The organism is Polynucleobacter sp. UB-Tiil-W10 (assembly GCF_018881605.1).
Classification (GTDB): Bacteria; Pseudomonadota; Gammaproteobacteria; order Burkholderiales; family Burkholderiaceae; genus Polynucleobacter.
In genome coordinates this window covers 74,428-100,130 of record NZ_JACVPZ010000001.1, presented here as the reverse complement: position 1 = coordinate 100,130, position 25,703 = coordinate 74,428, and the positions used below count along the sequence as shown (strand labels likewise).

The window sequence follows — 25,703 nt, the reverse complement described above, 5'->3', positions numbered from 1 at the left end:
AATGTCCCACTCTATTTTCCGCATTGCAGCAATTTCGCTGTGTGCATTAGGCGTTAGCATTTCTGCTGCCAAGGCGGCTGATTTCCCTGGTGATCGCCCAATTACTCTAGTGGTGCCATTCTCAGCTGGTGGTCCGACTGATAAAGTAGCTCGTGAACTTGCTTTGGCAATGGGTAAGCAGCTAAAAGGTCAGGTGATTGTAGATAACAGTCCTGGTGCAGGCGGTACGATTGCAGCAAAGCGTGTAATCAATTCTAAGAACGATGGTTACACATTATTGATTCACCATATCGGCATGTCTACTGCCCCAGCGTTGTATAAGAACCTGGGCTTTGATCCAATGAATGATTATGAGTATGTTGGCCAAGTTGCTGACGTACCAATGATTCTGGTTGGCAATAAAGATTTACCTCCTAAGAATTATCAAGAACTCCTCCCGTATATGAAAGCCAATGTGGGTAAGATCGCTTATGCCAATGCTGGTGTAGGCTCTGCTAGCCACTTATGCGGCTTGCTCTTTATGAGCCGTATTCAGCTAGATTTAACAACCGTGCCATACAAAGGTACTGCTCCGGCATTAACCGACTTGATCGGCGGCCAAGTGCAATTGATGTGTGATCAGACAACTAATCTTTCAGGTCAGTTATCAACCAATGCAGTGAAGCCATACGGCACAACCACAATGCAGCGTATCAAAGCATTCGACAAGATTCCGACTCTCAATGAGCAAGGCTTAAAGAACTTTGAAGTGAAGGTTTGGCATGGAGTTTATGCGCCAAAAGGCACTCCGAAACCAGAGATGGACAAGTTAGCTAAGGCTTTACAAGGCGCTATCCAGGATCCGCTCTATAAGCAACATATGGCAGAGTTGGGTGTTGAGATTCCGTCACAAGCAAACGCTACTCCAGAGGGCTTGAAGAAACATCTGAAGGCGCAGATTGATTTGTGGACACCAATTATTAAAGCTGCAGGTATTTACGCAGACTAAATTGCAAGCAGTAAGTTATGCAAATAATAAAACCGCCTTCGGGCGGTTTTTTAATGATCAAAGAATGCAAAAACTAAGGGAAGAAAGAGTTAAAAACTTTAAGAGTCAATAGGCATTACTGTCACCGCTACATCTAGTGTATGATCAGCGCCGCCATGGATGACTCCACGAATAGGAGATACATCAGAGTAATCTCTTCCCTGAGCAAGATGAACATAATCTTCACCTGGGGTGCCATAGCCCCAGCGATTATTGGTTGGATCTAGATCACACCAAATTCCCTGACCAAGCACGCCATTTTCGTCAATGCTCGGCACATAAACCGATGCCCAAGCATGCGAGGCATCTCCGCCGATGAGTCTTGCTTGTCCAGGAGGTGGATTTGTCAGGATGTAGCCACTCATATATTTTGCTGGGATGCCAATGCTTCGCAATGACGCGATCAGAATATGAGCAAAATCCTGGCATACACCTTCGCGCTTATGTAATGCTTCGAGCGCCGGAGTATTAATGTCAGTGCTTTCGCTGACATAGTGAAATTCACTATAGATGCGTTTCATTAAATCAATTGCAGCATCTAATATGGGCCTACCGGCTGTGAAATTTGCTCGTGCAAATTCAGCAAACTCTGGCCGTAAGGTAATAAACGGGGAGGTGAAGAGAAATTCTGAGGCCGGATCCCATTGAGTATTGGAGTGATAGCGAAAGTATTCCCGTACCAATTCCCAGGCGGCGGTTTCCTGGGGTTTTGGACCATATTCTGTGCTTGAAGTTTCTATTAGTGACTTCGCTGTTATGAGCAATTCACTATGTCTGTTTTGCAGTGAAAAGAAGGTGCAAACATTGCCATAGCTATCTTGGTTTTCTTCGCTCCAAGATGGTCTGGGGTCTACATGAATTTCAGTTTTAATTACTCGCTGTGTCTCTAAGTCTGCTGGTTTGAGATGTGCAAAATGCTGTGCAATTTCGACATCAGGGTCGTATGAGTAACGGGTATCGTGGGTGATTTCTAGCAGCATAATTTTTGACCAACTACATCTGAATGCTGTATTCATTGGAGTGAATCAGATTGAAGTAGCGCGCGCTAATTTCATCAGAAACATTCCAAGCAGACTGTGAGCAGTTGCTTAGGCAATTTCTTAAGTCTGAGAAATTCCCAAGCCCATCCGCTGTAGATAGAGCGTATAAATCATAATCCAAAAGATTGATGACGCTACGGGTGAGTTCATCCGGGCTATTGCGCTCAGTGCCCGCAAGCTTAGAAAGACGAGCGCGAAGTGCTTTACTAACCCAAGCTAATGAACGAGGATTTTCATCATCCATGACCAGCAAGCTAATTAAAGGCGCTATCTCGCGACTCTGTTGATGTTGTGCGTGGAATGTGATGGTGCTATCAAATAAATTCAGAAGGGCGGTATAGCCTGAGCCATCTAAGTTCGGGTTGCTGAGTAAGCCTGAAGTAATAGCTGAATCTAAAGCATTGGTTAAAAAGGCCAGTCGCTCGATATGCCTGCCAATCGAAAGAAGTTGCCAACCATCATCACGCGTCATGCGGTCAGTTTGAGCGCCGGTAATTGCCGCTAAGCAGCTATTGGCACCATTTAAGGCATCGATAGCAAGCGAGGAAGAAAAGTCATGATAGGTACTTGCTTTATGACAATCAGCTTGAAATTGCTCAATGCAATGATTGATAGTGCTCCATTGCTCTGGCGAAAGTCGCTCTCTTACATTAGAGGCAGTTCTCTTCATGGCATTGAGATTAAAGCCTACGCTAGTAACGTTCTCGCTGTCGTTGAGAGAATTAATTAAAGTGCGCTCAAAAATACGGTGACGAATATCACTTTGATCAAAATTACTAGGAACGCCTTCCGGTACGAGCCCGTAATGGTGACATAAGCCTTCTAGCCAAGACCATAATGAGCGCGAAGGAGTGTATTCGCTATTAATATTTTCAAGATAAAGCTTGGCCAAGCGCAGAATGTTTTCACTGCGTTCGGTATAGCGCCCAAACCAATAGAGATTCTCCGCTGCGCGGCTAGTGACCAAGCGCTTGCGCATCACTTTTTCAGCGTGATGAATTGGTTGATGGAGTTGTTGCCCCTGATCTTGCGAGTGCTGCGGACTTTGTACCCATACATCCGCGCTACTTCCGCCACGTTGCATCGAGGCAATCCCAGAATCTGTTCCGGCGATGCGAGCAAGTCCGCCCGGTAATACTTGCCAGCTATTGGGACCATCGCTTAAGGCGAATACTCGTAACATATACGAGTGTTTTTCAATCAAAGATGCATCATTGAGATTAAATGCATTTAGCCAAGTAGGCATTTGTGCCAATGGAATATAGGTTTGCACCGTATGTTCATCTGGTTGGCGAGTAATGCGCCCAACCCACTCATCAAGTTGGGCTTGATTTAAGTCGCAACCTAAGGCGGATTCATAATTCTGGTGACCTGTACCATTTGGGAAGGTAGGCTTAATAGCGCTATGCCCTAGATTTGGAATGGCGGCCTCCAATGCAGCCCGTTCACCGCACCACCAAGTATCCATAGCGGGAAGTTGAACCTTCTCATTCAGAAGTCTCTCGCTAATCGCAGGTAAGAAACCTAAGAGCGCAGGCGACTCTAAGAAAGCTGAGCCAGGAGCATTAGCTAATACAACATTACCAGCGCGTATCGCTTGCAATAGACCCGGAATACCGAGAGTAGAGTCGGAGCGCAGTTCTAGTGGATCTAAAAACTCATCATCTAAGCGCTTGAGCAAAATGTCTACAGGCTCTAAACCGCGTACGGTTTTCAGAAACAAACGTTGGTCACGTACTGTTAAGTCACCACCCTCAACCAAGGTCAAACCAAGATAACGAGCGAGGTAGGCATGCTCAAAATAAGTTTCGTTATAAGGTCCGGGGGTAAGTAGGGCGATATGGGCATTTGCACCAGCTGGACTTTCCAGCTTTAGTGAATCGATCAGGTCTCTGTAGGCATTTGCTAGTGGGGCAATTTGCATGAGCTCATATGCTTTGGGAAATTGCCTTGCAATCAGGTTGCGATTTTCTAATAAATAGCCCAAGCCAGAGGGTGCTTGAGTACGCTGAGAGAGAACAGACCATGAACCATCTGGCGCTCTGGCCAAATCAAAGGCCATGATGTGCAGATATTTGCTGCTGCTGAGCGTGACGCCATGCATCGAGCGCAAATATCCAGGGTGTCCATGGATTAAGGCTGGAGGAATCAGACCCTCTTTTAATAAATGCTGAGGTCCATAGATATCCGCCATGATGGCTTCGAGCAAGCGTGCGCGCTGAAAAATTCCAGACTGAATTTCTTGCCAAGAATCAGGGCTAATGATGAGTGGAAATAAATCTACGGACCAAGGGCGCTGAGGACCAAACTCGTCGGCATAGACGTTATACGTAATACCGTTATCCCGAATCTGTCGATTGAGTTCTTGGGTACGTTGATCTAGATCGCTTAAACCAGAAGGGCCTAGGGATTCAAAAAAAGTTTGCCATTGGGGTAGCAGGGACTCTGACTTGCCTCGCAACTCATCAAAATGACCCTCTTTGGCCTTGGGGGACAGACGGTTGATATCGTCCACCAGAGAGGGGTTGCTGGTAGCTTTCAAAGAATGGGTCTGCGAGTTGTCCACAAACTATTGTCTCACCGGCGCATATCCAGCGTAAATGGAAATTCTCTGCTAGCTGGGAGGTCAATATTGGCCTGAACTCCCTCTATTGTTCCTGGGGTGTGACCCATTCTGAAAAAGCGTGATAACCGACGGCTTTCAGCCTCATAGGCATTGATGGGGAAGTTGTCATAGTTACGACCGCCAGGGTGCGCAACGTGATACTGGCAGCCACCCACTGAACGCTTCATCCAAGTGTCAACCATATCAAATATCAATGGGACATGTATGCCAATACTTGGGTGCAGACTAGATGGCGGGTTCCATGCTTTATAACGAATGCCTGCCACATATTCTCCAGCGACACCGGTTGGTTGCAGTGGCAACGGCTCTCCATTGCAGGTGATGGTGTAGCGGCTTTGATTTAATCCAGTGACACGTAATTCAATACGCTCAAGTGAGGAGTCTACGTAGCGTGCAGTGCCCCCTGCGGCATTTTCTTCGCCCATGACATGCCATGGCTCTAAGGCATTACGCAAGGTAATCTCGGTTCCCATGGTTTTCACTTGACCAATGAGCGGGAAGCGGAACTCTAAATGAGGCGCAAACCATTCTGGCTTAAAGTCGTAACCATGCATTTGCATTTCTTCAATGACATTATCGAAATCCATTTTGATGAAGGTAGGCAAGAGACAACGATCATGAAGCTCTGTTCCCCAACGTGTCATTGGCGCGTTATAAGGCTCGTCCCAGAAGCGTGCAATTAAGGCGCGAATTAATAATTGCTGAACAATACTCATGTGCGCATGCGGAGGCATCTCAAAAGCGCGCAATTCTAGTAAGCCTAGCCGACCAGTTTGGCTATCTGGTGAATACATCTTATCAATGCAGAACTCGCTGCGATGCGTGTTGCCAGTCACATCAATCAAAATATTGCGTAGCGTTCTATCAACAAGCCACGGTGGCATGCTTTGACCAAACTTCTTGCGATTCTCATGAATCTCCTTGAGCGCAATTTCTAATTCGTAGATTTGGTCATTACGCGCCTCATCCACCCTAGGAGCCTGGCTGGTTGGGCCAATGAACATACCGCTAAATAGGTAGCTCAGGCTTGGATGGTTATGCCAATACAAAATGAGGCTGGCTAACAGTTCGGGTCTTCGTAAGAAGGGGCTATCAATCGGTGTTGCGCCGCCCATCACAAAGTGATTGCCACCACCAGTACCGGTGTGACGGCCATCAGCCATAAATTTTTCAGCAGAAAGACGAGATTCAAAAGCGGCTTGATACAAGAACTCAGTATGCTCAACCAACTCACCCCAGTTATGGGCTGGATGAATGTTGACTTCAATCACACCAGGATCTGGCGTTACTTGTAACAACTTTAAGCGAGGGTCACGTGGGGGAGGATAGCCCTCTAAAACGATTTGGAACTTAAGCTCTTCAGCAGTTGCTTCTACTGCTTGCAATAAATTGAGATAGTCTTCAAGGCGAGCGAGTGGTGGCATAAAGACATACAGCACACCAGACTTACCGCCATGTTCATTCTCGGCCTTGGGTCCGTTCGAGCGCATAGGATCGCGTGCTTCAACACACATCGCTGTTCTAGTAACCCATGCAGCGGATTCTTGGCGTTTTGGCTGCCTAACTTCAGACTGACTCCAAATAGTTTTGCCATGACCTGCAAATTCTTTTTGACTTGGCTTCTGTTGTTGAACAACCGATACATGACTGTTTAATGGCTGTCTGGGAGCAAATGGATCTTGCTCAATCAGGTAGGGATAATCCGCTTTGCTAACCCAAGGGAGGGATTCTAAGGGGAGGCGATAGCCCATTGGTGAGTCGCCTGGCAAAAGATAGAGGCGATCATCACGATATTCCCAAGGACCTGTCTTCCAGGCGGTATCAAGATAATTTTTGCCTTCATTCGCTTCAATGGGAAGTACGTATCCCACCACAGAATCTAATTTCTGAGTAAAGACCCGCTTTAAACGAGTTCGCTCCATCTCATCATCCAAGTTTGATTTGAATGGGTCGACGTTGACTGGGAGCTTGGATTCACGCCAGAGGTAATAAAAAACATCTTCATAGGCCGGTTCGATAAATTGATCGGCTAAGCCTAATTTTTTCGAAAGGGTGTAAACAAACTTTTCAGCATCTTTGCTGGTGTAGTGGGCAATGGTTTGTTCATCAGAAAATAATTTTGGGTTTTTCCAAACAGGCTGACCATCAGCCCTCCAATAAATAGATAGAGCCCAGCGAGGAAGTTGTTCACCTGGGTACCATTTGCCTTGACCAAAATGCAAGAAACCACCATCGCCATATTCTTGACGGAGCTTATCAACTAAGGTGATTGCATAGGCGCGTTTAGTGGGCCCTAATGCATCTACATTCCACTCGCGTTCATCACGTCCATTGATCGAGACAAAGGTTGGCTCGCCACCCATGGTTAGTCGCACATCACCTGCAACCAGTTTCTTGTCAACCTTATGACCTAGCTCAACAATGTCTTGCCATTGTTCTTCAGTGTAGGGTTTGGTGACTCTGGGGGCCTCATAGATGCGAGTCACTTCCATGGTGTGAGCAAACTGCACTTCACATTCATCAACACCACCCTCAATTGGCGCAGCGCCTGAGGGCTCGGGTGTACAGGCTACTGGGATATGACCTTCACCTGCAAAGAGACCGGAAGTGGGGTCTAAGCCAATCCAGCCTGCACCTGGTAAATACACCTCACACCAGGCATGCAGATCTGTGAAATCCACTTCAGTTCCGCTTGGTCCATCAAGCGCTTTGACATCGGGCTTTAACTGAATGAGGTAACCGGAAACAAAGCGAGATGCCAATCCGCAAAGACGGAGCAAGTTAACCATGAGCCATGCAGAATCACGACATGAGCCACTACGCAGTTTGAGTGTTTCTTCTGGAGTTTGTACTCCAGGCTCCATACGAATGGTATAGGCAATATCTTGATGAACTTTTTGATTGAGGGCAACCAAAAAATCAATCGTGCGCATTTTGCTGCGATCAATGGTCTTGAAATACCTATTGATGCCATCGTTTCGCTTTTTACCTATGTAAGGACGTAATTCTTTTTTAAGATCTTGGCTATACGTGAAGGGGTACTCTTCTGCATCGGGTTCTAGAAAGAAATCGAACGGGTTGTAGACCGCCATCTCTGTGACAAGGTCAACCGTGACTTTGAAGCGCGTTGTTTTTTCAGGAAAAACTAAACGGGCCTGGTAGTTCGAGAACGGGTCTTGTTGCCAATTGATGAAGTGACCTTCAGGCTCAATTTTTAATGAGTAGGACAGAATATGACTGCGGCAATGGGGCGCGGGTCGCAGGCGAATTACCTGTGGTCCCAGCTTCACTGGACGGTCATAAATGTATTCGGTGACGTGGTGGAGGGCGGCGTGTATAGACATGACTCAAAGTCTATGATTAAGACGATTTCGCACCGAAATAAGGCGCACAAGATGGGTGCGTAAATGTGCTAAATGCCCAGATTTGGGTAAAACCCGTCAAAAACAGGGCATTTCGCCGGTTGGGGGTATTTCAGGGGGAATAAGTTGTAGTTGTACCTCATCAGAAAGCGCATATGCCAAAGCAAACCACCCTGACGATTAGCAGCAAGAATTACTCTTCATGGTCCTTGCGTGGCTGGCTGATGCTGAAGTTATCAGGCCTGCCTTTTCAGGAGGTGCAAGTAAACCCAGATGATGTAGATAACCGCGCCGAGCTCTTATTGCTCTCCCCATCTATTTTGGTTCCTAGATTGGACCATGATGGTTGCAAAGTATGGGACACGATGGCGATTGGTGAGTATTTAAATGAATTAAACCCTAAAGCACATCTTTTGCCCAGCGATCCGGTCGCTAGAGCCTATTGCCGCTCTATTTGCGGTGAGATGCATTCGGGATTCTCTGCTCTGCGAGCTTCTTTGCCGATGAATGTCAAGGCGAAGTTTGAATCTTTTAAGGTTTGGTCAAAAGCCCAGATTGATATCAATCGCATATTGGTAATTTGGCAAGACTGTTTAAAAACATATGGCGGTCCTTTCTTGTTTGGTAAGGAGCCCACCTTAGCTGATGCGATGTTTGCGCCAGTTGTTACAAGATTCCTAACGTATCACGTCGAACTGGACAAAGCGAGCAAGGATTACTGCGCGCACATCATGGCGATGCCGGAGATGAAGGAGTGGGTGATGGGCGCCCTTGAAGAACCCGATGACATCGAAGAACTTGAAGTGGAGTTTTAAAAATGAACGCACCTGTGACATTTAAAAGTGATACCGAGTTTTCCCACGTAAAACAAGCTGACACTCAATTTTTGCCGGGTGGTCTGAGAGACTTTTTCCTCTACCGCGATTTAGGTGTGGCTAAGGCCACCAAGGGTAAGGTCATCGCCCATCTCGTAAAAGCGAATAAGCCTCCAGAGAATGGCACCGGTTGGCACTATCACGTAGCAGAATTTCAGATCGTCATCATGACTAAGGGCTGGGCTAAGTTTATGTATGAGGGCAAGGTTACTCTGGTCGAGGCGGGTGATGTAGTGCACCAAATGCCTGGCATTACCCATTTCCTTTTCGACTATTCGCCAGATATGGAGTATCTCGAGATTGTTGGCCCGGCCGACTTTGGTACGGTTCCAGTGTCCGTAGGTCCCGCCGAAGTTCCTGGGGTGACTCCATGGAAGTAATCAAGAATAATCCGCTGGCATCTGACTTTGCCGTCTTGTTTCAGCGGATTATGACTATTGCTGAAGAGCTCGACAGTATGAAAAGTTACTATCGTGAGCTCTATCAAAAAATAGAGGCGGGTGAAGTTGCTTCAGGTGATGAAGAACTGCCTGATCTTCTCAAAACTTTTAATGTTGCTGGCTTCGTCAATTTATCGATCGTTGCAGCGCGAGCAGCGCAAACCGCAGCCATCATTGCCAATGATGTGTCTTTGAGTAGGGTATTTGATCCTGCCCTCAAAACCACAGAACGAGCATTGCGTCATATAGAAAGCGGTGCCCATAAATGATGTACAAGGCCTATCAAACCTTTGCGAATTTGCATAACCCTGTGCGGCTCTTTGCAAAAGCGTCAGAATGCGTTTCGAATAATTGGTTTGGGAATTTTGCACTGAACCCGATGCAGCGTTTAGCTGCGCATTATGAGCAAATTTCGTTGCTAGGATTTACACACACTAGGCCTGATTTTAAGATTGACTCCATCATTGATTCATTTGGTGTTGAGCAGCCTATAGCAGAGGAGTTGATCTACTCAACCCATTTTTGTAATTTAGTAAGGTTCTCAAAGCCTGGTATTTCTGGGCAACCCAAAATTCTTTTGGTAGCACCGATGTCAGGGCACTTTGCAACTTTGTTAGCTGGCACCATCAAAACCTTATTAACGGATCATGAAGTCTATGTAACCGATTGGTTAAACATTCGCGATATTCCTTTAAGTTGTGGTGACTTTGACTTTGATTCTTATGTTGAGCACATCATTAATTTTCTGCAAGTGATTGGACCGCAGACTCACTTGATGGCTGTATGCCAACCAACTATAGCCTGCTTGGCTGCCACAGCCATCATGTCCGAGGACAAAAGTCCTTATGTTCCAGCAAGTTTGACATTGATGGCAGGTCCAATCGATGTGAGTCAAAATCCAACTAAAGTGAATGAGTTGGCTACTAGCAAGCCGATGTCTTGGTTTGAAGAAAAGCTCATCGGCATCATTCCTAAGCAGTTCAATGGTGCCGGGCGTAAAGTTTACCCAGGCTTCTTGCAACTCATGGCGTTCATGAGTATGAATCCCGATCGCCACGCAGAATCATTTAGAAAGCTTTATGAATATCGCGTGAATGGTGAAGATGAAAAAGCGGATGTCATCCATGATTTCTACGAAGAGTACTTTGCCATTATGGATTTGTCGGGACCTTTTTACTTGGAGACCATCAAAAAAGTATTCATGGATCGTGATCTAGCCATGGGAACGTTGACCTATAAAGGCAGACCGGTCAACCCAAAATTAATTAAAAAAACTTTTTTACTCACAGTAGAAGGTGAGCGAGATGATATCTGTGGCATAGGTCAAACCTTAGCAGCGCAAGATCTCTGCGCCGGCTTACCGGGATACAAAAAATCCCATCATTTGCAAGCGGGCGTCGGTCATTACGGGGTATTTAATGGCAAGCGCTGGGAAAGTCAGATTTATCCAGTGGTACGTAACCACATTCAGTCAGCACTTTAAATCAGGGGGAATTATGGTCATCTATATCACTCGAAATATTATTGCCAGAATGCGCTGCAACGACGGTACGGATAATGGCTGCAAACCCCTTAATCCTGGTAAATATCAGGCCAATAAAACCAATGATGGCGCACTAGAGATCATCCAAGAGGCCGGTGATTCAGTCTATCTTTTACCATTCATTTGGTGGGAGAAGATGGAGTTAGGCGATATTTTGATTGCAGCTTGATACGCAGAAATCAAATAATATTAAAAAAAAGAGACAGCGCTTTGAGTTATCAATACATTAAAACTGAACAGGCAGATTTGATTGCCACAATACGCTTTAATCATTATGAAAAGCGTAATGCATTAAGTGAATGCTTAATCGAAGAAATGCATCATGCCTTGGAAGAGTTCGGTAAGCAGGATGTACGCGTATTGGTTTTGCGTGCCGACAAGAAAAATAAAGTCTGGTCTGCGGGCCATGATGTGATGGAATTGCCTAGATCAGAGCGCGATCCCTTGCCCGCAGATGACCCTGTCATGGTTTTACTTCAATCTATCAGAGCCTTTAGAGCACCAGTAATCGCTATGGTAGATGGCTCGGTGTGGGGCGCTTCTACGGATTTGATCATGAGTTGCGATATTGCGATTGGCGATCACGATTCAACTTTTGCGATTACACCGGCAAAACTTGGCCTTCCTTACACCGCTAGTGGAATATTGCATTTCATGTCCCGTATGCCGCTAAACGTGGTGAAAGAAATGTTCCTGACTGCTGACCCTATTGGTGCAGATCGCGCATTACAGATCGGTATTCTCAATCACCTATATGTTTCTGGTGAGCTGGAGCAAAAAACCTACCAAATGGCTAGAACAATTGCCTCGCGTTCACCGCAGGCTAACTCAGTGCTTAAAGCCCAGGCGCAAATGCTATCAGATGCTGCTGTCATGAATCCAGCAGTTTTTGAACACCTACAGTCTTTGCGGAAGAATGTTTATATGGGAAGTGATTACCGCGAAGGAATTACTGCTTTCCTAGAAAAGCGCGACCCTGTATTTGGTCAAGCCAAGTAAATAATAAGAACATAAAGAAGCGCATCAAGAAGGGCATAAAATAGCAGACTCCAATCTATGGAGCGCTATCAATATGCAAGTTAATTCAGAAGGAGTTTCAGCATCGCGGGTGTATTTACCTGCCGATCAAGCCCATTTTAATTTGCTGTCTTTTTTCGTTGCGCAATTTCCCCATATTAAAGTAGGTGAGTGGGAGCAACGTTTTAACGAAGGGCTCATCCTGGATATTGAGGGCAAGCCCCTTGAAGCGGGTGACCCCTATCAACCCAATACCCATCTGCTGTATTTCAGGAGGTTGGCTCGCGAACCAGATATCCCATTTAAAGAGCAGATCCTCTTTCAAGACGAACATATCCTAGTTGCGGACAAACCCCATTTTTTGCCAGTGACTCCAAGTGGGCTTTACCTGCATCAAACCTTACTCAATCGACTAAAGAAAACAACAGGCATACAAACATTAAGCCCCCTTCATCGCATTGATCGAGATACTGCAGGACTGGTAATTTTCTCAATCAATCCAAATGAGCGTGCCCTCTATCAAAATCTCTTTAGAGATAGGGTAGTGAAAAAAGTCTACGAAGCGATAGCTCCTTTTTCAGAGGCCTTATCTAAGAGATTGCCAATGACTTATCAAAGCCGTTTACAGGAATCAGAACACTTTCTACAGATGCAAGAAGTGGAGGGTGAGCCAAACTCAGATACGCTTATTGAGCTTATACAAGAAAATAAGCCCTGGGCTAAATATCGCTTGACCCCTGGTAGCGGCAAAAAACATCAACTCCGCTGCCATCTCAATGCATTGGGCGCACCAATCAAGCATGACCAGATTTACCCTGTTTTGACGCCATATCAAGAATATGACCTTGACACTTCAAAATGCTTGCAGTTATTGGCTAAAGAAATTGCTTTTCAAGACCCCATTACAGGTCAGGCAAGATCTTTTCTTAGCTTAAGAACATTGGATTTATAGGGTTTCTATTCTTTGGCGTGACCAATTTGACATATATCAAGCGGTTTGCAAGTTTTCCTAGCTCTCAGGGAGTATGCTGAAAGAGTAATTATTCAAAACAATAAGGGAAGATATGTCATTAAATCACGCAGTTATTTGGATTGATCACAAAGAAGCGCATGTTATGTTTTTAAGTGAGGATGCCAGCGAAGCTGAAGTAATTAGAAGCAAATCTACTCATACCCATTTGCATCACAAGGGTGGGGAAATAGGTAGCGGTAGAGTAGCCTTAGATTCCAAATATCTGCATTCAGTCATTCAGGCTGTAAATGAGTCTAAAGAAATTTTGATTCTCGGACCTGGTTCTGCAAAACTAGAATTAATCAAGCATGCCCACCATCATGATGCCAAGGTAGCAGAAAAAATCGTTGGAGTTGAAACAGTTGACCATCCTAGCGATAAGGAAATTCTTGCATATGCGCGCAAGTTTTTCTATAAAGCAGATCAGATGATTTAAAGAGCTAATAAGGATATTGAAAATGAAAGATGAAGTTCAAGAGCCTTTGGGTCCAGACGGACTCCCTGGACATGATTATTTTTTGGATGCCGTAAATCATATTGATGAAGCTGTAGCCAATAATACGATTGCTTCTGGCGCTGCTAAGGGCCTAGTATTTAGCCTTGTTGAAACCTTGGGGGCAATGGTGGGTGACCCCGATCTTCCGAATCATCTAAAGTCTGGTTATATGGGGGCTCTGGATCTAGCTGTTGAGTTAGAGGCGAAGCTGTCTAAGCGCTGATAGAAAACTGTGATTACATTGTGAGCCCTCATCAGATATGGTGGGGGTTTTCTTTTTGGAGCACCCTTGTTTTAGAAGGTGATTGGGATTAGGATTTATACAACCTCACCCATGATGATTCATCACTTTTATATGTGAGTTAGCTAAGGGCTCTGTAATTGAATATTGATTTAAGTCAAACCCTTCTTAGGGAGCGCTATGCTGCAGGCAAGCTGAAGGATGGTAGAGACTATCCTGCTGTTGATGAGTTAAAGCCGCTGAGTTTATTAAACGCAAGTATTACTACTTTATTTCAGTATACGGGTAAGGATGAGTTGATCCCGCCCCCAGAAAGATCGCGCCCTAGAAAAGAAATTCAGGCCGCTACACTTTTAAGAGCAATTCACTCAAAAAGCCACTGGGAAGAAGAGTGGATTAGCTTTTGGAGAGATCATTTCTCGGTTTATGGGTATGAGCAAAATGTCGGAGCATTTTTGCCTCATTGGGAAAGTGAGGTAATTCGCAAACATGCTTTTGGTAATTTCCGACAATTTCTGGAGGCTACTAGCACTCACCCTTGCATGCTGTATTACCTGAATAACAAAAGCTCACGAGCAGGCAGTGCTAATGAAAACTACGCTAGAGAATTATTCGAGCTTCATACTTTGGGTCGAGATGCCTATATGAATAATCTGTATGCACAATGGCGCGAAGTGCCTGGTGCACTTCAGGGCAAACCTAAGGGCTATATCGATCAAGACGTGTATGAAGCTGCAAGGGCATTTACTGGATGGACAGTAGAGGATGGCGCAGGAATTGGCGGCGGCCAAAATTTACCCAAAACTGGGCAGTTTGTTTATCTCGAATCATGGCACGACAATTATCAGAAAAGAATTCTGGCAACAGAATTTGATCCTTACAGTGGCCCCATGAAGGATGGCAAGAAAGTATTGGATTTGTGTGCATATCATCCAGCTACCGCACGCTACTTAATGCGTAAATTAATCAAGCGCATGATTAATGATCAACCTTCAGAAAAAATGGTTCAAAGTGCGCAGGCGGTATTTACCGAAAATCGTCATGCACAAAATCAATTGGGTCTACTTTCTAAGCATATTGCCAAGCTGGCATTCTCTACTCCAAAAGAGGGGCGTCAAAAGGTGAAGAAACCAATGCGGCTTGCCGCGACCTTTATTAATGCCATCAATTTACCTTTTGATATATCAGAAGGAAAAATCATGGGTCAAGTTGAATCAGCGGGACCCGCACTGTATGGTTGGGTTTCTCCCGAGGGCCCACCAGACGGATTGCAATGGAATTTATCTGCAGCCTATTTAAGACAAAGAATGACATTAATTCAGGGTATTGCTGAAAACTGGTGGGGTACTGGGGAGTGGAACCCATTCAGAAATGTAAGCTCTGGTTCTACATATACCCAGCTTCTATCTACTTGGGAAGCTCCATTATTTGGACAGTCGCGACCTGAGTTGTCACAAGCGCTTCTGCGTTCACAAAATTTGATAGGCTCTGAGCGTCTTAGCGATATTAGGGTGGCTAGAAAAATGGTGGGTTATTTGGCTTGCGCGCCTTCCTTCCAAACTGAAGCAATCGATCCAGATTTTTCTGCTGGGGAGCGAGCATGAGTTTTGACTATATTAGCCGCCGTGAATTTTTAAAGTTCAGCCTAGCAACCTCTTTTGCTGGCATTGAAGATCTTGCCTTTGCGCAGTCTCCAAAAAAATCCATTGGCGTTTTAGCGGCACCACAAATGCTTCACCCTTTTATTGTGGTCTTCCTGAGAGGAGGGGCTGATGGATTGGCTATTCTATCCCCGCTAAATGATGAGAATTTCATTGCTGCAAGACCACCTGAAATGCGTTTTGCAATTGATGCCAGTGGCGGGAAAGTAGAATCAGAAAATGCTATCTTTTATTGGCATCCTGAGGCATCACCATTGGCTAGTCTTTTCGCCGATCGAAAGTTGATAGTGTGGAATGCCATAGGAATTAAAGATGAAACCCGCTCTCACTTTGAGGCTCAAGAAATGATGGAGCGGGGTGTGAACTCCCTGAACTCCCTCCCTGACGACCTGGGTTGGATGGCGAGACAAGTCATTAGCAAAACTCGCTTTCAGGCAAATTCCATCCCATTATTCGCTGGGAATAATAATTTACCGCGGTCTATGCAGGGGGCTCATCGAGCGATTGCAGTAAAAGACATTCAGGGAGGCATTGCATTGCCAAATGGAGCGAATGGATTTAATGCTCTTAGCGCTTTATGTAATGCCGATGGAAATGCAATTGCATCAACATGGATTAGAGATCATCTAAGTAATTTAGATTTCATCAATCAAACTCTTGGAAAGGGTGCTGGAAAAGTAATACCCTATGAGAGTTCTGGAAAAATTCCTTATCCAAATGCGGATCCTGGAGTGGGTTTGCGCTCTGTTGCCAGATTAATTGATGCTAATGTAAGTCTTCAATATGCTTGGGTTGATCAGTCTGGCTGGGACACACACGAAAATCAACCCGGAAGACTTAATGGACACATTAAAAATCTGAGTAATAGCCTAGCAGCATTTGCGCAAGATATGGAAGAAAAAAATCAGCCTTACACATTAGTCGTGATGACAGAGTTCGGAAGGCGCTTACGCTCGAATAGAAGTAATGGTACCGATCACGGTCACGGTTCTTTAGGTTTAATCATGGGGAGCAACGTTCCCGGTGGTCAATTATTGGGGCAATGGCCGGGTTTAAGCGCTGGATCGCTCGATAGAGGTGTGGATTTAGCGGTGACAACAGATTATCAGCACTTTTTAAATCAAGCTTTTAAGTATCAAAAGTCTTAAAACTAGAAAGGCCTGCAACGGTAAATGTTTCATTTGCAAAAAAATACGATGAATTTAGGAATAATTAAAGTATCTAGGACAGCGCCTTAAATTATCCACATAAAATTTCTTCCGCGACCATTTTTTTAAATTACTCTGGTGCTCAAGATTTACTTAGCCCAGACATAAATCAAACTAAAATATTCGGTAATCAATCATTAAGCTGAACTGTCTGTGGAAACTAAAAACAAGAAGAGGTTAGCCGTTGCTCCAATGATGGAATGGACCGATCGCCATTGCCGATCCTTTCATCGCACTCTGACAAAAGAGGCGGTTTTATATACCGAGATGGTAACTACTGGCGCACTTCTGCATGGCGATGTTCCACGCCATTTGGATTATTCACAAGATCAACACCCTGTTGTGCTCCAGCTTGGGGGTTCAGAGCCGTCTGATTTAGCAAAGTCTTCTGACCTAGCTCAGCAGTGGGGCTATGATGAAATTGATCTGAACTGTGGCTGCCCATCTGAGCGTGTGCAACGTGGTGCATTTGGCGCTTGTTTAATGGCTGAACCTCATTTGGTAGCTGAGTGTGTGCGATCCATGAAGGCTGCAGTAGACATCCCAATCTCCGTCAAGCATCGATTGGGTTTAGATTCGATGGATGCTGCTCACTCTGAAGCAGATTACCAATTTGCACTCAACTTTATTCTCGCCGTGGCTGATGCTGGGGCCAGTCAGGTAACGATACATGCACGCAATGCTGTGCTGAAGGGTTTATCACCTAAAGAGAATCGCAGTAAACCGCCATTGCGTTACGAGGTGGCAGCAAAACTCAGACTGGATGCGCAAAAGCAATTTCCAAATCTCAAGGTCTTGCTGAATGGTGGTTTAGAAACCAATGAGCAAATCGCCGGTCATTGGGATGACTTTGATGGTTTCATGGTGGGAAGAGCCGCATATCACTTTCCAGCCCTGCTCTTAGGTTGGGATGACATGATTAACACCAACGGTGACGCAGCTGGTTATCTCTTCAGCGAGACAGAATGGCATCGTATTCAGATCGCATTAGTGAAGCAAGTGCAAGCATGGTTTGATGAGTGCCAAGGGAAAGGCAAACCCTTTTACATTGGGGCTTTTACAAGGCACATTTTGGGTTTGGCCCATGGCAGGGCAGGCTCACGTTATTGGCGTCAGAGGCTCTCTGATCACCATGCCTTGGCTAAAGTTCAGAGTAAGGCGGCGATTGTGGATTTCTTCATCGATGCCAGCCTAACCTTGGGAGATTGGGCTGCTTTTGAATTTGAGGTGGTCTAGATAGGCCATTTAAGCCATTTTTGACAGGGTTTTGGTCTAAAAGCTATAATCTCAGGTCTACTATGGCGGACGTAGCTCAGTTGGTAGAGTCCCAGATTGTGATTCTGGTTGTCGCGGGTTCGAGCCCCGTCGTTCGCCCCAAAATATTCATTAAAAGCTCCCTCGAGGAGCTTTTTCTATGGGATTGAATACCATGAAAAAGTTCGACATTGCTTCTATTCTTTTCGGTGTTTTGCTAACCGTTGTTGCACTCTTTTTTATGCTGAGATCTTCGGCTAGCAAAAGCGCCCCTGCATCCTCTATTCCAACAATACAGATAGGCAATGTGATTTGGGATCAAACCGAGATGAATATCGCTGACGTTAAAGTATTTTCATCGTCGACTGGTTTTGTCAGCGCTGCAGAGAAAAAAGGTGGCGGCCTCTCTTATGAGGGTGGTTTTGTACAAAAACCGGGATGGACTTGGAGAACGCCATATGGAGTTGCTGCTGGTGATCTAGAGCCTGCAGTACATCTCAATCAAAAAGAGGCACAGTCTATCTGTCGCTTCTACGACAAGCGCTTACCGACTGAAGCTGAGTGGACATCAGCCGCATTCTTGGAGCAAAGAAACAATCCTCCTGCGGGATATATCAAAGGACAGCGCTATCCCTTTCCAGGTGGCAGTACCCCAGCAGTTTCTCATTGCTTAAGTGGTTGCGGCGACTACAAGGGTTTAGCTCCTGCCGGCGCACTCAATCGCGGTGCAGGACATGTCACCACTAAAACAACCAAGCCAGGCGTCAATGGCATGTTCGATATGGGCGGCAATGTTTGGGAGTGGACGGCAACCGAGCGCAATGGCGGGTATATCACTCGTGGTGCTTCGTGGTGGTACGGACCAGAAAGACAGCAAGAGTCTGATGTGGAATCAAAACCAGGCGATATTGCTGTGGTTTACATTGGATTTCGGTGTGTAGTTGATGCCGTGAAACAATAGGGAATGACTAATCCCGCTATAGATTCATCCGAGATCGAAGTTACCCCTGATTACCAGGCGGTCATTGAAGCAATCGAGCGTCACGATCCCTATATCTTTGTGAGCGGTAAAGCGGGTACAGGCAAAACCACCTTAATCGGCTATCTGCGAGAAGCCATTCCCGGCAATGTTGTAGTTGTAGCCCCAACAGGGGTGGCCGCTTTGCAAGTAAAAGGGGTGACGATTCATTCCTTTTTCCGCTTGCCACCACGTTTAATATTTCCCGAAGAAGACATCAAGCCACTGCGCGATAAACGTCTCTATAAAGACATTCGCTTACTCATCATTGATGAGATCTCGATGGTGCGTGCGGATGTAGTCGATGCCATGGATTTATTCTTGCGCGAAAATGGTCCGCAAAAAGGAAAGCCCTTTGGTGGTATCCAAGTAATGTTTGTGGGCGACTTATTTCAGTTGCCTCCTGTAGTTTCTAGTAGTGATATGCAGGTTCTATCTGAGCGCGGTTACGAAGGACCTTATTTCTTTTGCGCCATGGCCCTGCATCGAAAAGATGTCACGATGGTCGAGCTCTCCAAAATCTTTCGCCAAAAAGATGAACATTTTGCAAGTTTGCTCAATCGCATACGAATCAATCAAGATATTGACGAGGCTATCGATACGTTAAATACACAGTGCTTCAAAAAGGATGCAGAGGTTGATGAGCAGACGATTACCTTAACAACTACCAATGCGCGAGCTGATCAAATTAATGGGGCAGGGTTGCGTGCCATTACTGCTGATGTCAAAGTCTATACCGGTAAAACGACCGGTAAATTTAATATTGATGAACGCAATTTACCTTCAGTGAATAATCTTGCCTTAAAGGTGGGGGCAAAGGTAATGTTCACGGCCACAGATCCAGGTTTTCCGAAACGCTGGGTGAATGGCACGATTGGCGTAGTGCGTGAAATGCTGCCTGATAAAGTAAAGGTCATGGTTCAAAACGGCCCTTACTCAAATACGGTTGAAGTGACCGGTCATCAGTGGGAATCTTATCGCTACGACCATGACATGATGTCTGGAAAAATCTCTCCCAGCATCATCGGTACTTATGTGCAGATTCCGTTGATGCTAGCCTGGGCGGTCACTATTCATAAGAGCCAAGGTAAAACCCTTGATAAAGTAAAAGTCGACCTCTCATCAGGAGCATTTGCTTCAGGGCAGGTCTATGTTGCCTTAAGTCGTTGCAAAACGATCGAAGGCATCTCTCTTCAAAGACCTATTGAGCCAAGAGATGTAAGTTGTGATCAAGAGATCAAGCGTTTTTATATGAATTGCTTGCCTACTAAATAAAGTTTTAAGCAGCTTTTTTCATCTTTCTGATGGCATTCGCTTTTGGCTTAGCTGCGTTTTGCTTTTCAAGGACCTCACTTGCAATCATCTTAAATTCACCTTCAACAAATCGCTTTAAAGCCTCGCGCATGAGAGGCTGATAGCCCATGTCATACTTTGTACCTAAGAGCTTGTAGGATTCAATTAGTTCCTTTTCGAGGCGAATGGAGATCATCTGTAGCCCTAAGGCCTCATCTATTTGAGCCCCAATTTTCTTATTTGCTGCTCTGGCGTATTTGATATCCATACCGAATTCACCATTTTCCCAAGCCTCAGCAGTGTTTTGAATCATTGCCTTCTTTGTTTTTGCGATCATCGCTTTCCTCGCTTATAAGCTTTAATAATTGTTCGATTCATAAGAAATGACATTTTTAGTAAGGTATTGATATTGTATTGTATATACTAATTTCTGTTAAATTTGGTGGAAATGCACTTTTTAAATAGATAATTCCATCATCAAATACGAATACCACTTTAATAAGTAATCCGCGATTATTCTCTGCGATAAACCATTCGGTTGGAGGGTCTGTTACATGATTTAGCCTATTATCCATTAGGTAAGAGCGCGTTCTATTCATAAAGCACTGTTCAACATCATTTCTGCTTAAGCTATGTTTTTGGAGCAGCTTTTCTTTAATAGCAGGGCTAATGACCAGATTCTTCATGCTCTCACCTTAGTATTGTATATACATATTTTATCAAATTGGTGAGTCTATAGATGAGTTAGGGTATCAATCACCCCAATAGAAATACTGGCATTCATTTCAGAAATTTTGCATCGCACTTTTATTAAAATAGAAATCTAATTTCACTATTTCTACTCTTGTGATAAATGATCTGAATTTCAAATGTGAACTGACTGTCAAAGCAGGTAAGCGTGCTTTATATCTTAATGAGCCCAATAAGACGGTTAGAGTGGGATGGCGTGAAAGTGCTCGAGCTATCGCTAGTGACGGCGATGAAGATTTGCTTATTGAGGCATTTTCAAATGCTAGTGATGATGATTTGGATTGGTAGACTACTTTTCTAAAACTTTACTTTAGAATCCAGTCGCTAACCCATCTCTGCGATGATCGCTACCAGCGATATAAGCTGAATCAGCATCTGCACTCAACCTAGCAACTGCTTGGGCGCTTCCAAAGTCTAAGCTGCTTGCTGGTTGCACAGCAACCTCATGACCAAGTACTTTTAGTCCCTCGACAACACTTGCTGGCATCGCTGCTTCAACGGTGAGTTTTCCTAAGTCATCAATACGCCAACGCGGCGCATCAGAGCAGGCTTGCGGATTAAGGTATTCATCTACAAAGCGCATCACGAATTGGATGTGACCTTGCGGTTGCATATTGCCACCCATCACGCCAAATGCCATAGTCGGTTGGCCGTCTTTGGTCAAGAAGGCGGGGAGAATGGTGTGGAAAGGACGTTTGCCTGGGGCAACTTGATTGGGGTGCCCATCGTCGAGCCTGAAACTCATGCCTCGATTATGAAAGGCAATCCCACCTGGTGCGACAACGCCAGAACCAAAACCTTTGAAGTTTGATTGAATATAAGAAATCATCATGCCGGAATCATCAGCGGCACATAAATAAACAGTGCCACCCGAATGAGGATCGCCAGGACCATAACTACCAGCCTTGTGGTGATCAATCATAGCTGCACGGCTAGCCAAATATTCTCTATCCAATAAGGAACTCACCGGCATTTGCATGGAGCGAGCATCCGATACATAAGCATAGACATCAGCAAATGCCATCCGCATTGCTTCAATCTGCAAGTGAATACGCTGCGCTGAATTAGCGGGGTATTGCTTCACATTGGTCGCTTGTAATATCCCCAATGCAATTTGTGCAGCAATGCCTGAGCCGTTCGGCGGGATCTCATGGAGAGTGTAGTCGCCGTAATCAAAGGCGAGAGGCTCAACCCACTCTGGTTTGTTATCTGCAAAGTCTTGCATAGTGAAGCAGCCGCCAGTAGCTTGAGCAAATTCCACCATACTTTTTGCAAGTGGCCCCTTGTAAAAAGATTCCCCTTCAGTGGCAGCAATTTCTTTTAGCGTTTTTGCTTGTGCTGGGTATTTCCAGATTTGACCTGCTTGAGGTGCTTTGCCATCAATCAAAAATGACTCTGCAAAACCCGGTTGATTTTTCAGGATTGGAATTGCTTCACGCCACTGACGAGCAATCACGGGTGAAACGGGAAAGCCATTTTCCGCATAATCAATCGCACGTTTAAATAATTGTGCAAATGGAAGTTTGCCAAATTTTCTGGAGAGCTCAATCCATCCGGCCACCATGCCCGGAACAGTGACGGTATTCCAGCCGATTAAATCCATGGCTGCTTTACCTGCAAAATACTCTGGCGTCCAAGCGGCAGGTGCGCACCCAGAAGCATTTAAGCCATGCAGTTTCTTACCATCCCAAAGAATTGCAAATCCATCCCCGCCGATGCCATTCATCGTAGGCTCTACAACAGTAAGTGTGATCGCGGTTGCGAGAGCGGCATCGACTGCATTGCCACCATTCTGAAGCACTTCAATGCCAGCTTGAGTGGCCAGCGGCTGAGAGCTTGCAACAGTATTACGCGCCAGCACAGGAGCGCGGCCGCCGCTAAATGGAGGGGATATCAACATAGTCTGTTTTCTAGTTATTTAATGTTGCTAGTAATTAATCAATTTTAATATTGGAGGCTTTCACAATCTTGGCCCACTTAGCTTGTTCAGCAATAGTAATCTCAGTTAACTTTTCGGAATTGGCAAACTGGGGATGGACACCCTGATTAGCCAATCTATTTTTAAAGTCAGGGTTAGTCAGGATTTTACGGATCTCTTTTTCCAGACGAGCAACTACTCCGGGAGGTGTGCCTTTGGGGGCATAGATAGCAAATAAATTTTCAACATCGAATTTTTTCATGCCATCTTGCTCAAAAGTCGGCACATTAAGCATTAAGGGTGAGCGTTCCGAGGAAACCAATGCAATGGGTCTGAGTTTGCCACTTTGGATGTGCGGTAATGATGCGGTAAGGCTATCAAACATCATTAAGGTATTACCAGCAATTAAATCAGGCAAGGCAAAGCTGCTACCTTTATAGGGGATGTGAACCCCAGTAGCTCCGATGCGCTCCATAAATAATTGGGCCTCAAGATGGGATAGGGTTCCGTTACCTTGGGAGGCGTAATTAAAGTTACCGTTTTTAGATTTAATAAAGGCAATGAGTTCGGGCATATTTTTTGCGGGAACGGTTGGGTTTACTTCAAGGATGTGGGGAATCGAGCCGACCAGCGCAACCGAAACAAAATCTTTTTCTAAGTTAACAGGGGCATTACTAAAGAGCGCTTGCGCAATAGCTTGATTGGTTAAGGCGCTAAAGTGAACTGTGTATCCATCGGGGTTTGCTTTAGCTGCTGCAGTCATGCCAATCATTCCGCCCGCACCAGGCTTATTTTCAATCACAACCGCTTGACCTAAAGATTCTCCAAGTGGTGCAGCAATACTGCGAGCGAAGACATCGGATGCACCTCCGGCGGGGAAGGAGAGGATCATTTGGATTGGTTTTTTAGGCCAATCAGTATCGGGCGCTGCATTACTGAGATTGATCAAACCCAAGGACAGGGTAATGCTAAGTGCGATGCGATGAAGGAGATTCATAAGAGCCTTTATTGAAAATAAATTGAAGTCTGAAATGGTGAATTTATTTTTCATCTTTAAGCCAATACCACTTGTATAGAAAACTTTGCCCCAATCTTCTAAAAGGGGCAAATGCTTCTGAGCATACTTGGCCAAACAAGTTAGGAAATTCTAAAGGGGAGTTGTAAATCGGGAGCTTAAATACTTCGGAGTTTTCTTTGCTTCCTGCAACCAGCTCAGCCAAGCGCTTGCCAGCCCAGGTGGAGAAGGAAACGCCATTGCCTCCATATCCCAATGCATACCAAACCATTTGCTTTGGATCTGGCTGAGTAATGCGCGGCATCATATCGTGACTCACATCTACCCAGCCCCACCATGAGTAATCAATCTGTATTCCGGCAAGTGGAGGAAACTTTCTAGCAATCGCATCTGTTAGCAACTTCAGATGCTCAGGTGAGTTGGCATCTGCTCCACTAATAGAGCTGCGACTGCCCAATTGCAGGCGATTGTCTTTTAGAAGTCGGTAATAAAAACGCAGCGTCCGAGTATCTGTAAGGAAGGTATGTGACCGAAAATTACAGGCGGCTATCTCTGCATCGGTCAGCGGTCTAGTCACTACTGAATTTGACAGAATCGGAAGAATGCGATTTTTGACGGGTTTTAATCCTTGTATTCCGTAGCCACCAGTACAAATGGCAATACGTTTAGCGCGAACTACACCACCGGGTGTTTGAATATGATGAACTCCATTAATCGTTTCCCAAGATTCCACGGGACTGCTGGTATGAATCTTTACGCCTAGACTTTGTGCTTTTTTGAGCAAGCCAAAAGTAAATTTCAGCGGGTGAATGCCAACACCTTCGCGCTCTAACATTGCTCCAGCGGCATCATGATCATCGCAGTACTGCTCCCTTAATGCTTGAGAGCCCATTAATAAGGGGTCGTATCCAAAAATCTCTTTGCGAACCCTTGCTTCATTTTGAAGGTAAGCCAATTTCTCTGGGCGATGTGCGACATAGAGGTGGCCGCCATCGGTTGCATCACAGTCAATTTGACTAACAAGATCTTTGAAATTTTCAAAACCGGTATAAATTTCTCGATCTAATTTTTTGGCCGTTTCTAACCCCCAGCGCTCAATCCATTGTGATCTTGATAACCGACCACTAGCATTTTGACCTTGTCCTCCACTTCTGCTGGAGCAACCCCATGCAGTTTGATTGGCCTCCAAGATCACTGCCTTAATGCCATGCTCCTGTGCTAAATGAAGCGCAGTAGATACACCTGTCGACCCTGAGCCAATGACAACAACATCGACATCAATATCTTGTGTAATCGGACCATCTGTTTTTGGTGGTATGCCAGCACTAGCAGCCCAATAGCTGGGTGCATAGTCTTGTCCTGCTCCAGGATTGGAGGAAGTTAGCGGGTCATAAAGCGGGTCATATTTCATGGAGATCGAGTCTAGGGCATTCCCGCTTATTTTGCTGGAAGGTTGGGGCGATTCTTGCGAAAGACATTTTTCATTTGAATCTTGCCATCCTTGAAGGTGAAGATATCTACTCCGTCGGCTTCTACCCGAGAACCATCAGCGGCCGTTCCGGTAAATGTCCACTCAGATATCCCTAGGTCCTGTTGGACAAAGTGCCGATCATTAATCCATTTGGCATCGGGAAAGTTTAACCAAGCGCTTTCAAAAGCAGCTCTTACAGCTTCTGTACCGACATGGCGTGTTCCACAGGCATCTGGTCCGGCTGCAGTTTAAAAACGCAGTCATCAGTCATGTAACTCATGAGAGCATCAATATCGTGGCGATTCCAGGCCGCACTAAACGCTGCCAAGGTGGCTACCGTAATTTGATCATTAGTTTTCTGCATGGGAAGCGGGATATTCAGTGTAATTAATTAAGGTGTTCAATGAAGGACCTTGAAAATACGATAGTATCGAAT

The 25,703-nt window shown here is 45.3% G+C and carries 24 protein-coding genes, 1 tRNA gene and 1 pseudogene; 17 read left to right on the top strand and 9 right to left on the bottom strand.

All coding sequences use genetic code 11. The features are described 5' to 3' along the window. Position 1 precedes the first annotated feature (1 nt). Positions 2-988, top strand: coding sequence for a tripartite tricarboxylate transporter substrate-binding protein (locus ICN33_RS00445; protein WP_216193499.1), 987 nt, complete (start codon positions 2-4; stop codon positions 986-988). Between the two features lie 98 nt (positions 989-1,086). Here the strand turns inward: ICN33_RS00445 and ICN33_RS00440 are convergent, their stop codons facing one another. The 3 genes from ICN33_RS00440 to ICN33_RS00430 are packed head-to-tail and all read right to left on the bottom strand — an operon-like array spanning position 1,087 to position 8,037. Then, on the bottom strand, positions 1,087-2,043 hold the full coding sequence (locus ICN33_RS00440) for a transglutaminase family protein (RefSeq protein WP_255530470.1): 957 nt from the start codon (positions 2,041-2,043) through the stop codon (positions 1,087-1,089). Then, positions 2,021-4,609 (bottom strand): circularly permuted type 2 ATP-grasp protein, encoded by a 2,589-nt coding sequence (locus ICN33_RS00435; protein WP_216859626.1) that lies wholly within the window; start codon positions 4,607-4,609, stop codon positions 2,021-2,023. Before ICN33_RS00435 ends, ICN33_RS00440 begins: the two co-directional genes overlap by 23 nt. A 35-nt stretch (positions 4,610-4,644) precedes the next feature. Beyond that, the gene (locus ICN33_RS00430; protein WP_216193495.1) at positions 4,645-8,037 is read right to left on the bottom strand and encodes a DUF2126 domain-containing protein; all 3,393 of its coding nucleotides are present in this window, start codon (positions 8,035-8,037) and stop codon (positions 4,645-4,647) included. A gap of 173 nt (positions 8,038-8,210) precedes the next feature. Here ICN33_RS00430 and ICN33_RS00425 point away from each other — a divergent pair, with 173 nt between their 5' ends. From ICN33_RS00425 to ICN33_RS10450, 15 genes are all read left to right on the top strand, one after another. Next, complete coding sequence (locus ICN33_RS00425) at positions 8,211-8,870, top strand: glutathione S-transferase family protein (RefSeq protein WP_216193493.1); 660 nt, start codon at positions 8,211-8,213, stop codon at positions 8,868-8,870. A gap of 2 nt (positions 8,871-8,872) precedes the next feature. Then, entirely contained in the window at positions 8,873-9,310 is a 438-nt protein-coding gene (locus ICN33_RS00420) for a cupin domain-containing protein (protein WP_216859625.1), read from the top strand. Next, on the top strand, positions 9,301-9,639 hold the full coding sequence (locus tag ICN33_RS00415; protein WP_216193491.1) for a hypothetical protein: 339 nt from the start codon (positions 9,301-9,303) through the stop codon (positions 9,637-9,639). The genes ICN33_RS00420 and ICN33_RS00415 overlap by 10 nt, the downstream gene beginning before the upstream one ends. Continuing rightward, on the top strand, positions 9,636-10,853 hold the full coding sequence (locus ICN33_RS00410) for a polyhydroxyalkanoate depolymerase (protein ID WP_216193489.1): 1,218 nt from the start codon (positions 9,636-9,638) through the stop codon (positions 10,851-10,853). Before ICN33_RS00415 ends, ICN33_RS00410 begins: the two co-directional genes overlap by 4 nt. 13 nt (positions 10,854-10,866) lie before the next feature. After that, positions 10,867-11,082, top strand: coding sequence for a hypothetical protein (locus ICN33_RS00405; protein ID WP_216193487.1), 216 nt, complete (start codon positions 10,867-10,869; stop codon positions 11,080-11,082). A gap of 41 nt (positions 11,083-11,123) precedes the next feature. Further along, positions 11,124-11,912, top strand: a complete 789-nt coding sequence (scpB, locus tag ICN33_RS00400) for a methylmalonyl-CoA decarboxylase (RefSeq protein ID WP_216193485.1) — start codon at positions 11,124-11,126, stop codon at positions 11,910-11,912. A 73-nt stretch (positions 11,913-11,985) separates the two neighbouring features. Continuing rightward, positions 11,986-12,882, top strand: coding sequence for a pseudouridine synthase (locus ICN33_RS00395; RefSeq protein ID WP_216193483.1), 897 nt, complete (start codon positions 11,986-11,988; stop codon positions 12,880-12,882). Positions 12,883-12,994: 112 nt separating this feature from the next. Further along, positions 12,995-13,378 (top strand): translational machinery protein, encoded by a 384-nt coding sequence (locus ICN33_RS00390; RefSeq protein ID WP_216193480.1) that lies wholly within the window; start codon positions 12,995-12,997, stop codon positions 13,376-13,378. A gap of 22 nt (positions 13,379-13,400) precedes the next feature. Then, positions 13,401-13,661 (top strand): hypothetical protein, encoded by a 261-nt coding sequence (locus tag ICN33_RS00385; protein ID WP_216193478.1) that lies wholly within the window; start codon positions 13,401-13,403, stop codon positions 13,659-13,661. Positions 13,662-13,819: 158 nt separating this feature from the next. Then, positions 13,820-15,283 (top strand): DUF1800 family protein, encoded by a 1,464-nt coding sequence (locus ICN33_RS00380; protein WP_216193476.1) that lies wholly within the window; start codon positions 13,820-13,822, stop codon positions 15,281-15,283. Then, positions 15,280-16,488: a DUF1501 domain-containing protein gene (locus ICN33_RS00375; RefSeq protein ID WP_216193474.1), complete on the top strand. Its 1,209-nt coding sequence runs from the start codon at positions 15,280-15,282 to the stop codon at positions 16,486-16,488. Before ICN33_RS00380 ends, ICN33_RS00375 begins: the two co-directional genes overlap by 4 nt. A gap of 213 nt (positions 16,489-16,701) precedes the next feature. Continuing rightward, the gene (dusA, locus tag ICN33_RS00370) at positions 16,702-17,784 is read left to right on the top strand and encodes a tRNA dihydrouridine(20/20a) synthase DusA (protein ID WP_370623206.1); all 1,083 of its coding nucleotides are present in this window, start codon (positions 16,702-16,704) and stop codon (positions 17,782-17,784) included. A gap of 65 nt (positions 17,785-17,849) precedes the next feature. Beyond that, a tRNA-His gene (locus ICN33_RS00365) sits at positions 17,850-17,925 on the top strand. Positions 17,926-17,977: 52 nt separating this feature from the next. Beyond that, complete coding sequence (locus ICN33_RS00360; RefSeq protein WP_216193472.1) at positions 17,978-18,763, top strand: SUMF1/EgtB/PvdO family nonheme iron enzyme; 786 nt, start codon at positions 17,978-17,980, stop codon at positions 18,761-18,763. A 3-nt stretch (positions 18,764-18,766) separates the two neighbouring features. After that, positions 18,767-20,095 carry an ATP-dependent RecD-like DNA helicase gene (locus tag ICN33_RS10450; RefSeq protein ID WP_216193470.1) on the top strand — a complete coding sequence of 443 codons (1,329 nt, stop codon included), beginning with the start codon at positions 18,767-18,769 and terminating at the stop codon, positions 20,093-20,095. Positions 20,096-20,099: 4 nt separating this feature from the next. On the opposite strand, the gene ICN33_RS00350 is transcribed toward ICN33_RS10450, so the two are convergent. Both ICN33_RS00350 and ICN33_RS00345 read right to left on the bottom strand, forming a co-directional pair. Then, the gene (locus tag ICN33_RS00350; protein WP_216193468.1) at positions 20,100-20,450 is read right to left on the bottom strand and encodes a hypothetical protein; all 351 of its coding nucleotides are present in this window, start codon (positions 20,448-20,450) and stop codon (positions 20,100-20,102) included. Positions 20,451-20,505: 55 nt separating this feature from the next. After that, complete coding sequence (locus ICN33_RS00345) at positions 20,506-20,799, bottom strand: ADP-ribosyl-(dinitrogen reductase) hydrolase (RefSeq protein WP_216193466.1); 294 nt, start codon at positions 20,797-20,799, stop codon at positions 20,506-20,508. A 160-nt stretch (positions 20,800-20,959) separates the two neighbouring features. Between ICN33_RS00345 and ICN33_RS00340 the strand changes: the two genes are divergently transcribed. After that, positions 20,960-21,151 (top strand): hypothetical protein, encoded by a 192-nt coding sequence (locus ICN33_RS00340; RefSeq protein WP_216193464.1) that lies wholly within the window; start codon positions 20,960-20,962, stop codon positions 21,149-21,151. Positions 21,152-21,173: 22 nt separating this feature from the next. Here the strand turns inward: ICN33_RS00340 and ICN33_RS00335 are convergent, their stop codons facing one another. From ICN33_RS00335 to ICN33_RS00320, 4 genes and pseudogenes are all read right to left on the bottom strand, one after another. Continuing rightward, on the bottom strand, positions 21,174-22,763 hold the full coding sequence (locus ICN33_RS00335) for a gamma-glutamyltransferase family protein (protein WP_216193462.1): 1,590 nt from the start codon (positions 22,761-22,763) through the stop codon (positions 21,174-21,176). 34 nt (positions 22,764-22,797) lie between these two features. After that, positions 22,798-23,778, bottom strand: coding sequence for a tripartite tricarboxylate transporter substrate binding protein (locus ICN33_RS00330; protein WP_216193461.1), 981 nt, complete (start codon positions 23,776-23,778; stop codon positions 22,798-22,800). Positions 23,779-23,821: 43 nt separating this feature from the next. Beyond that, on the bottom strand, positions 23,822-25,207 hold the full coding sequence (locus ICN33_RS00325; protein ID WP_216193459.1) for an FAD-binding oxidoreductase: 1,386 nt from the start codon (positions 25,205-25,207) through the stop codon (positions 23,822-23,824). A gap of 26 nt (positions 25,208-25,233) precedes the next feature. Beyond that, positions 25,234-25,631 (bottom strand): annotated as a pseudogene (locus tag ICN33_RS00320) (nuclear transport factor 2 family protein). Positions 25,632-25,703: the final 72 nt, after the last annotated feature.

Bases quoted from the DNA above. Each gene is read 5' to 3' on its own strand.
- ICN33_RS00445 (WP_216193499.1), top strand. From the start codon at position 2: ATGTCCCACTCTATTTTCCGCATTGCAGCAATTTCGCTGTGTGCATTA.
- ICN33_RS00440 (WP_255530470.1), bottom strand. From the start codon at position 2,043: ATGAATACAGCATTCAGATGTAGTTGGTCAAAAATTATGCTGCTAGAA.
- ICN33_RS00430 (WP_216193495.1), bottom strand. From the start codon at position 8,037: ATGTCTATACACGCCGCCCTCCACCACGTCACCGAATACATTTATGAC.
- ICN33_RS00425 (WP_216193493.1), top strand. From the start codon at position 8,211: ATGCCAAAGCAAACCACCCTGACGATTAGCAGCAAGAATTACTCTTCA.
- ICN33_RS00420 (WP_216859625.1), top strand. From the start codon at position 8,873: ATGAACGCACCTGTGACATTTAAAAGTGATACCGAGTTTTCCCACGTA.
- ICN33_RS00415 (WP_216193491.1), top strand. From the start codon at position 9,301: ATGGAAGTAATCAAGAATAATCCGCTGGCATCTGACTTTGCCGTCTTG.
- ICN33_RS00410 (WP_216193489.1), top strand. From the start codon at position 9,636: ATGATGTACAAGGCCTATCAAACCTTTGCGAATTTGCATAACCCTGTG.
- ICN33_RS00405 (WP_216193487.1), top strand. From the start codon at position 10,867: ATGGTCATCTATATCACTCGAAATATTATTGCCAGAATGCGCTGCAAC.
- ICN33_RS00395 (WP_216193483.1), top strand. From the start codon at position 11,986: ATGCAAGTTAATTCAGAAGGAGTTTCAGCATCGCGGGTGTATTTACCT.
- ICN33_RS00390 (WP_216193480.1), top strand. From the start codon at position 12,995: ATGTCATTAAATCACGCAGTTATTTGGATTGATCACAAAGAAGCGCAT.
- ICN33_RS00385 (WP_216193478.1), top strand. From the start codon at position 13,401: ATGAAAGATGAAGTTCAAGAGCCTTTGGGTCCAGACGGACTCCCTGGA.
- ICN33_RS00375 (WP_216193474.1), top strand. From the start codon at position 15,280: ATGAGTTTTGACTATATTAGCCGCCGTGAATTTTTAAAGTTCAGCCTA.
- ICN33_RS00360 (WP_216193472.1), top strand. From the start codon at position 17,978: ATGAAAAAGTTCGACATTGCTTCTATTCTTTTCGGTGTTTTGCTAACC.
- ICN33_RS10450 (WP_216193470.1), top strand. From the start codon at position 18,767: ATGACTAATCCCGCTATAGATTCATCCGAGATCGAAGTTACCCCTGAT.
- ICN33_RS00350 (WP_216193468.1), bottom strand. From the start codon at position 20,450: ATGATCGCAAAAACAAAGAAGGCAATGATTCAAAACACTGCTGAGGCT.
- ICN33_RS00345 (WP_216193466.1), bottom strand. From the start codon at position 20,799: ATGAAGAATCTGGTCATTAGCCCTGCTATTAAAGAAAAGCTGCTCCAA.
- ICN33_RS00335 (WP_216193462.1), bottom strand. From the start codon at position 22,763: ATGTTGATATCCCCTCCATTTAGCGGCGGCCGCGCTCCTGTGCTGGCG.
- ICN33_RS00330 (WP_216193461.1), bottom strand. From the start codon at position 23,778: ATGAATCTCCTTCATCGCATCGCACTTAGCATTACCCTGTCCTTGGGT.
- ICN33_RS00325 (WP_216193459.1), bottom strand. From the start codon at position 25,207: ATGAAATATGACCCGCTTTATGACCCGCTAACTTCCTCCAATCCTGGA.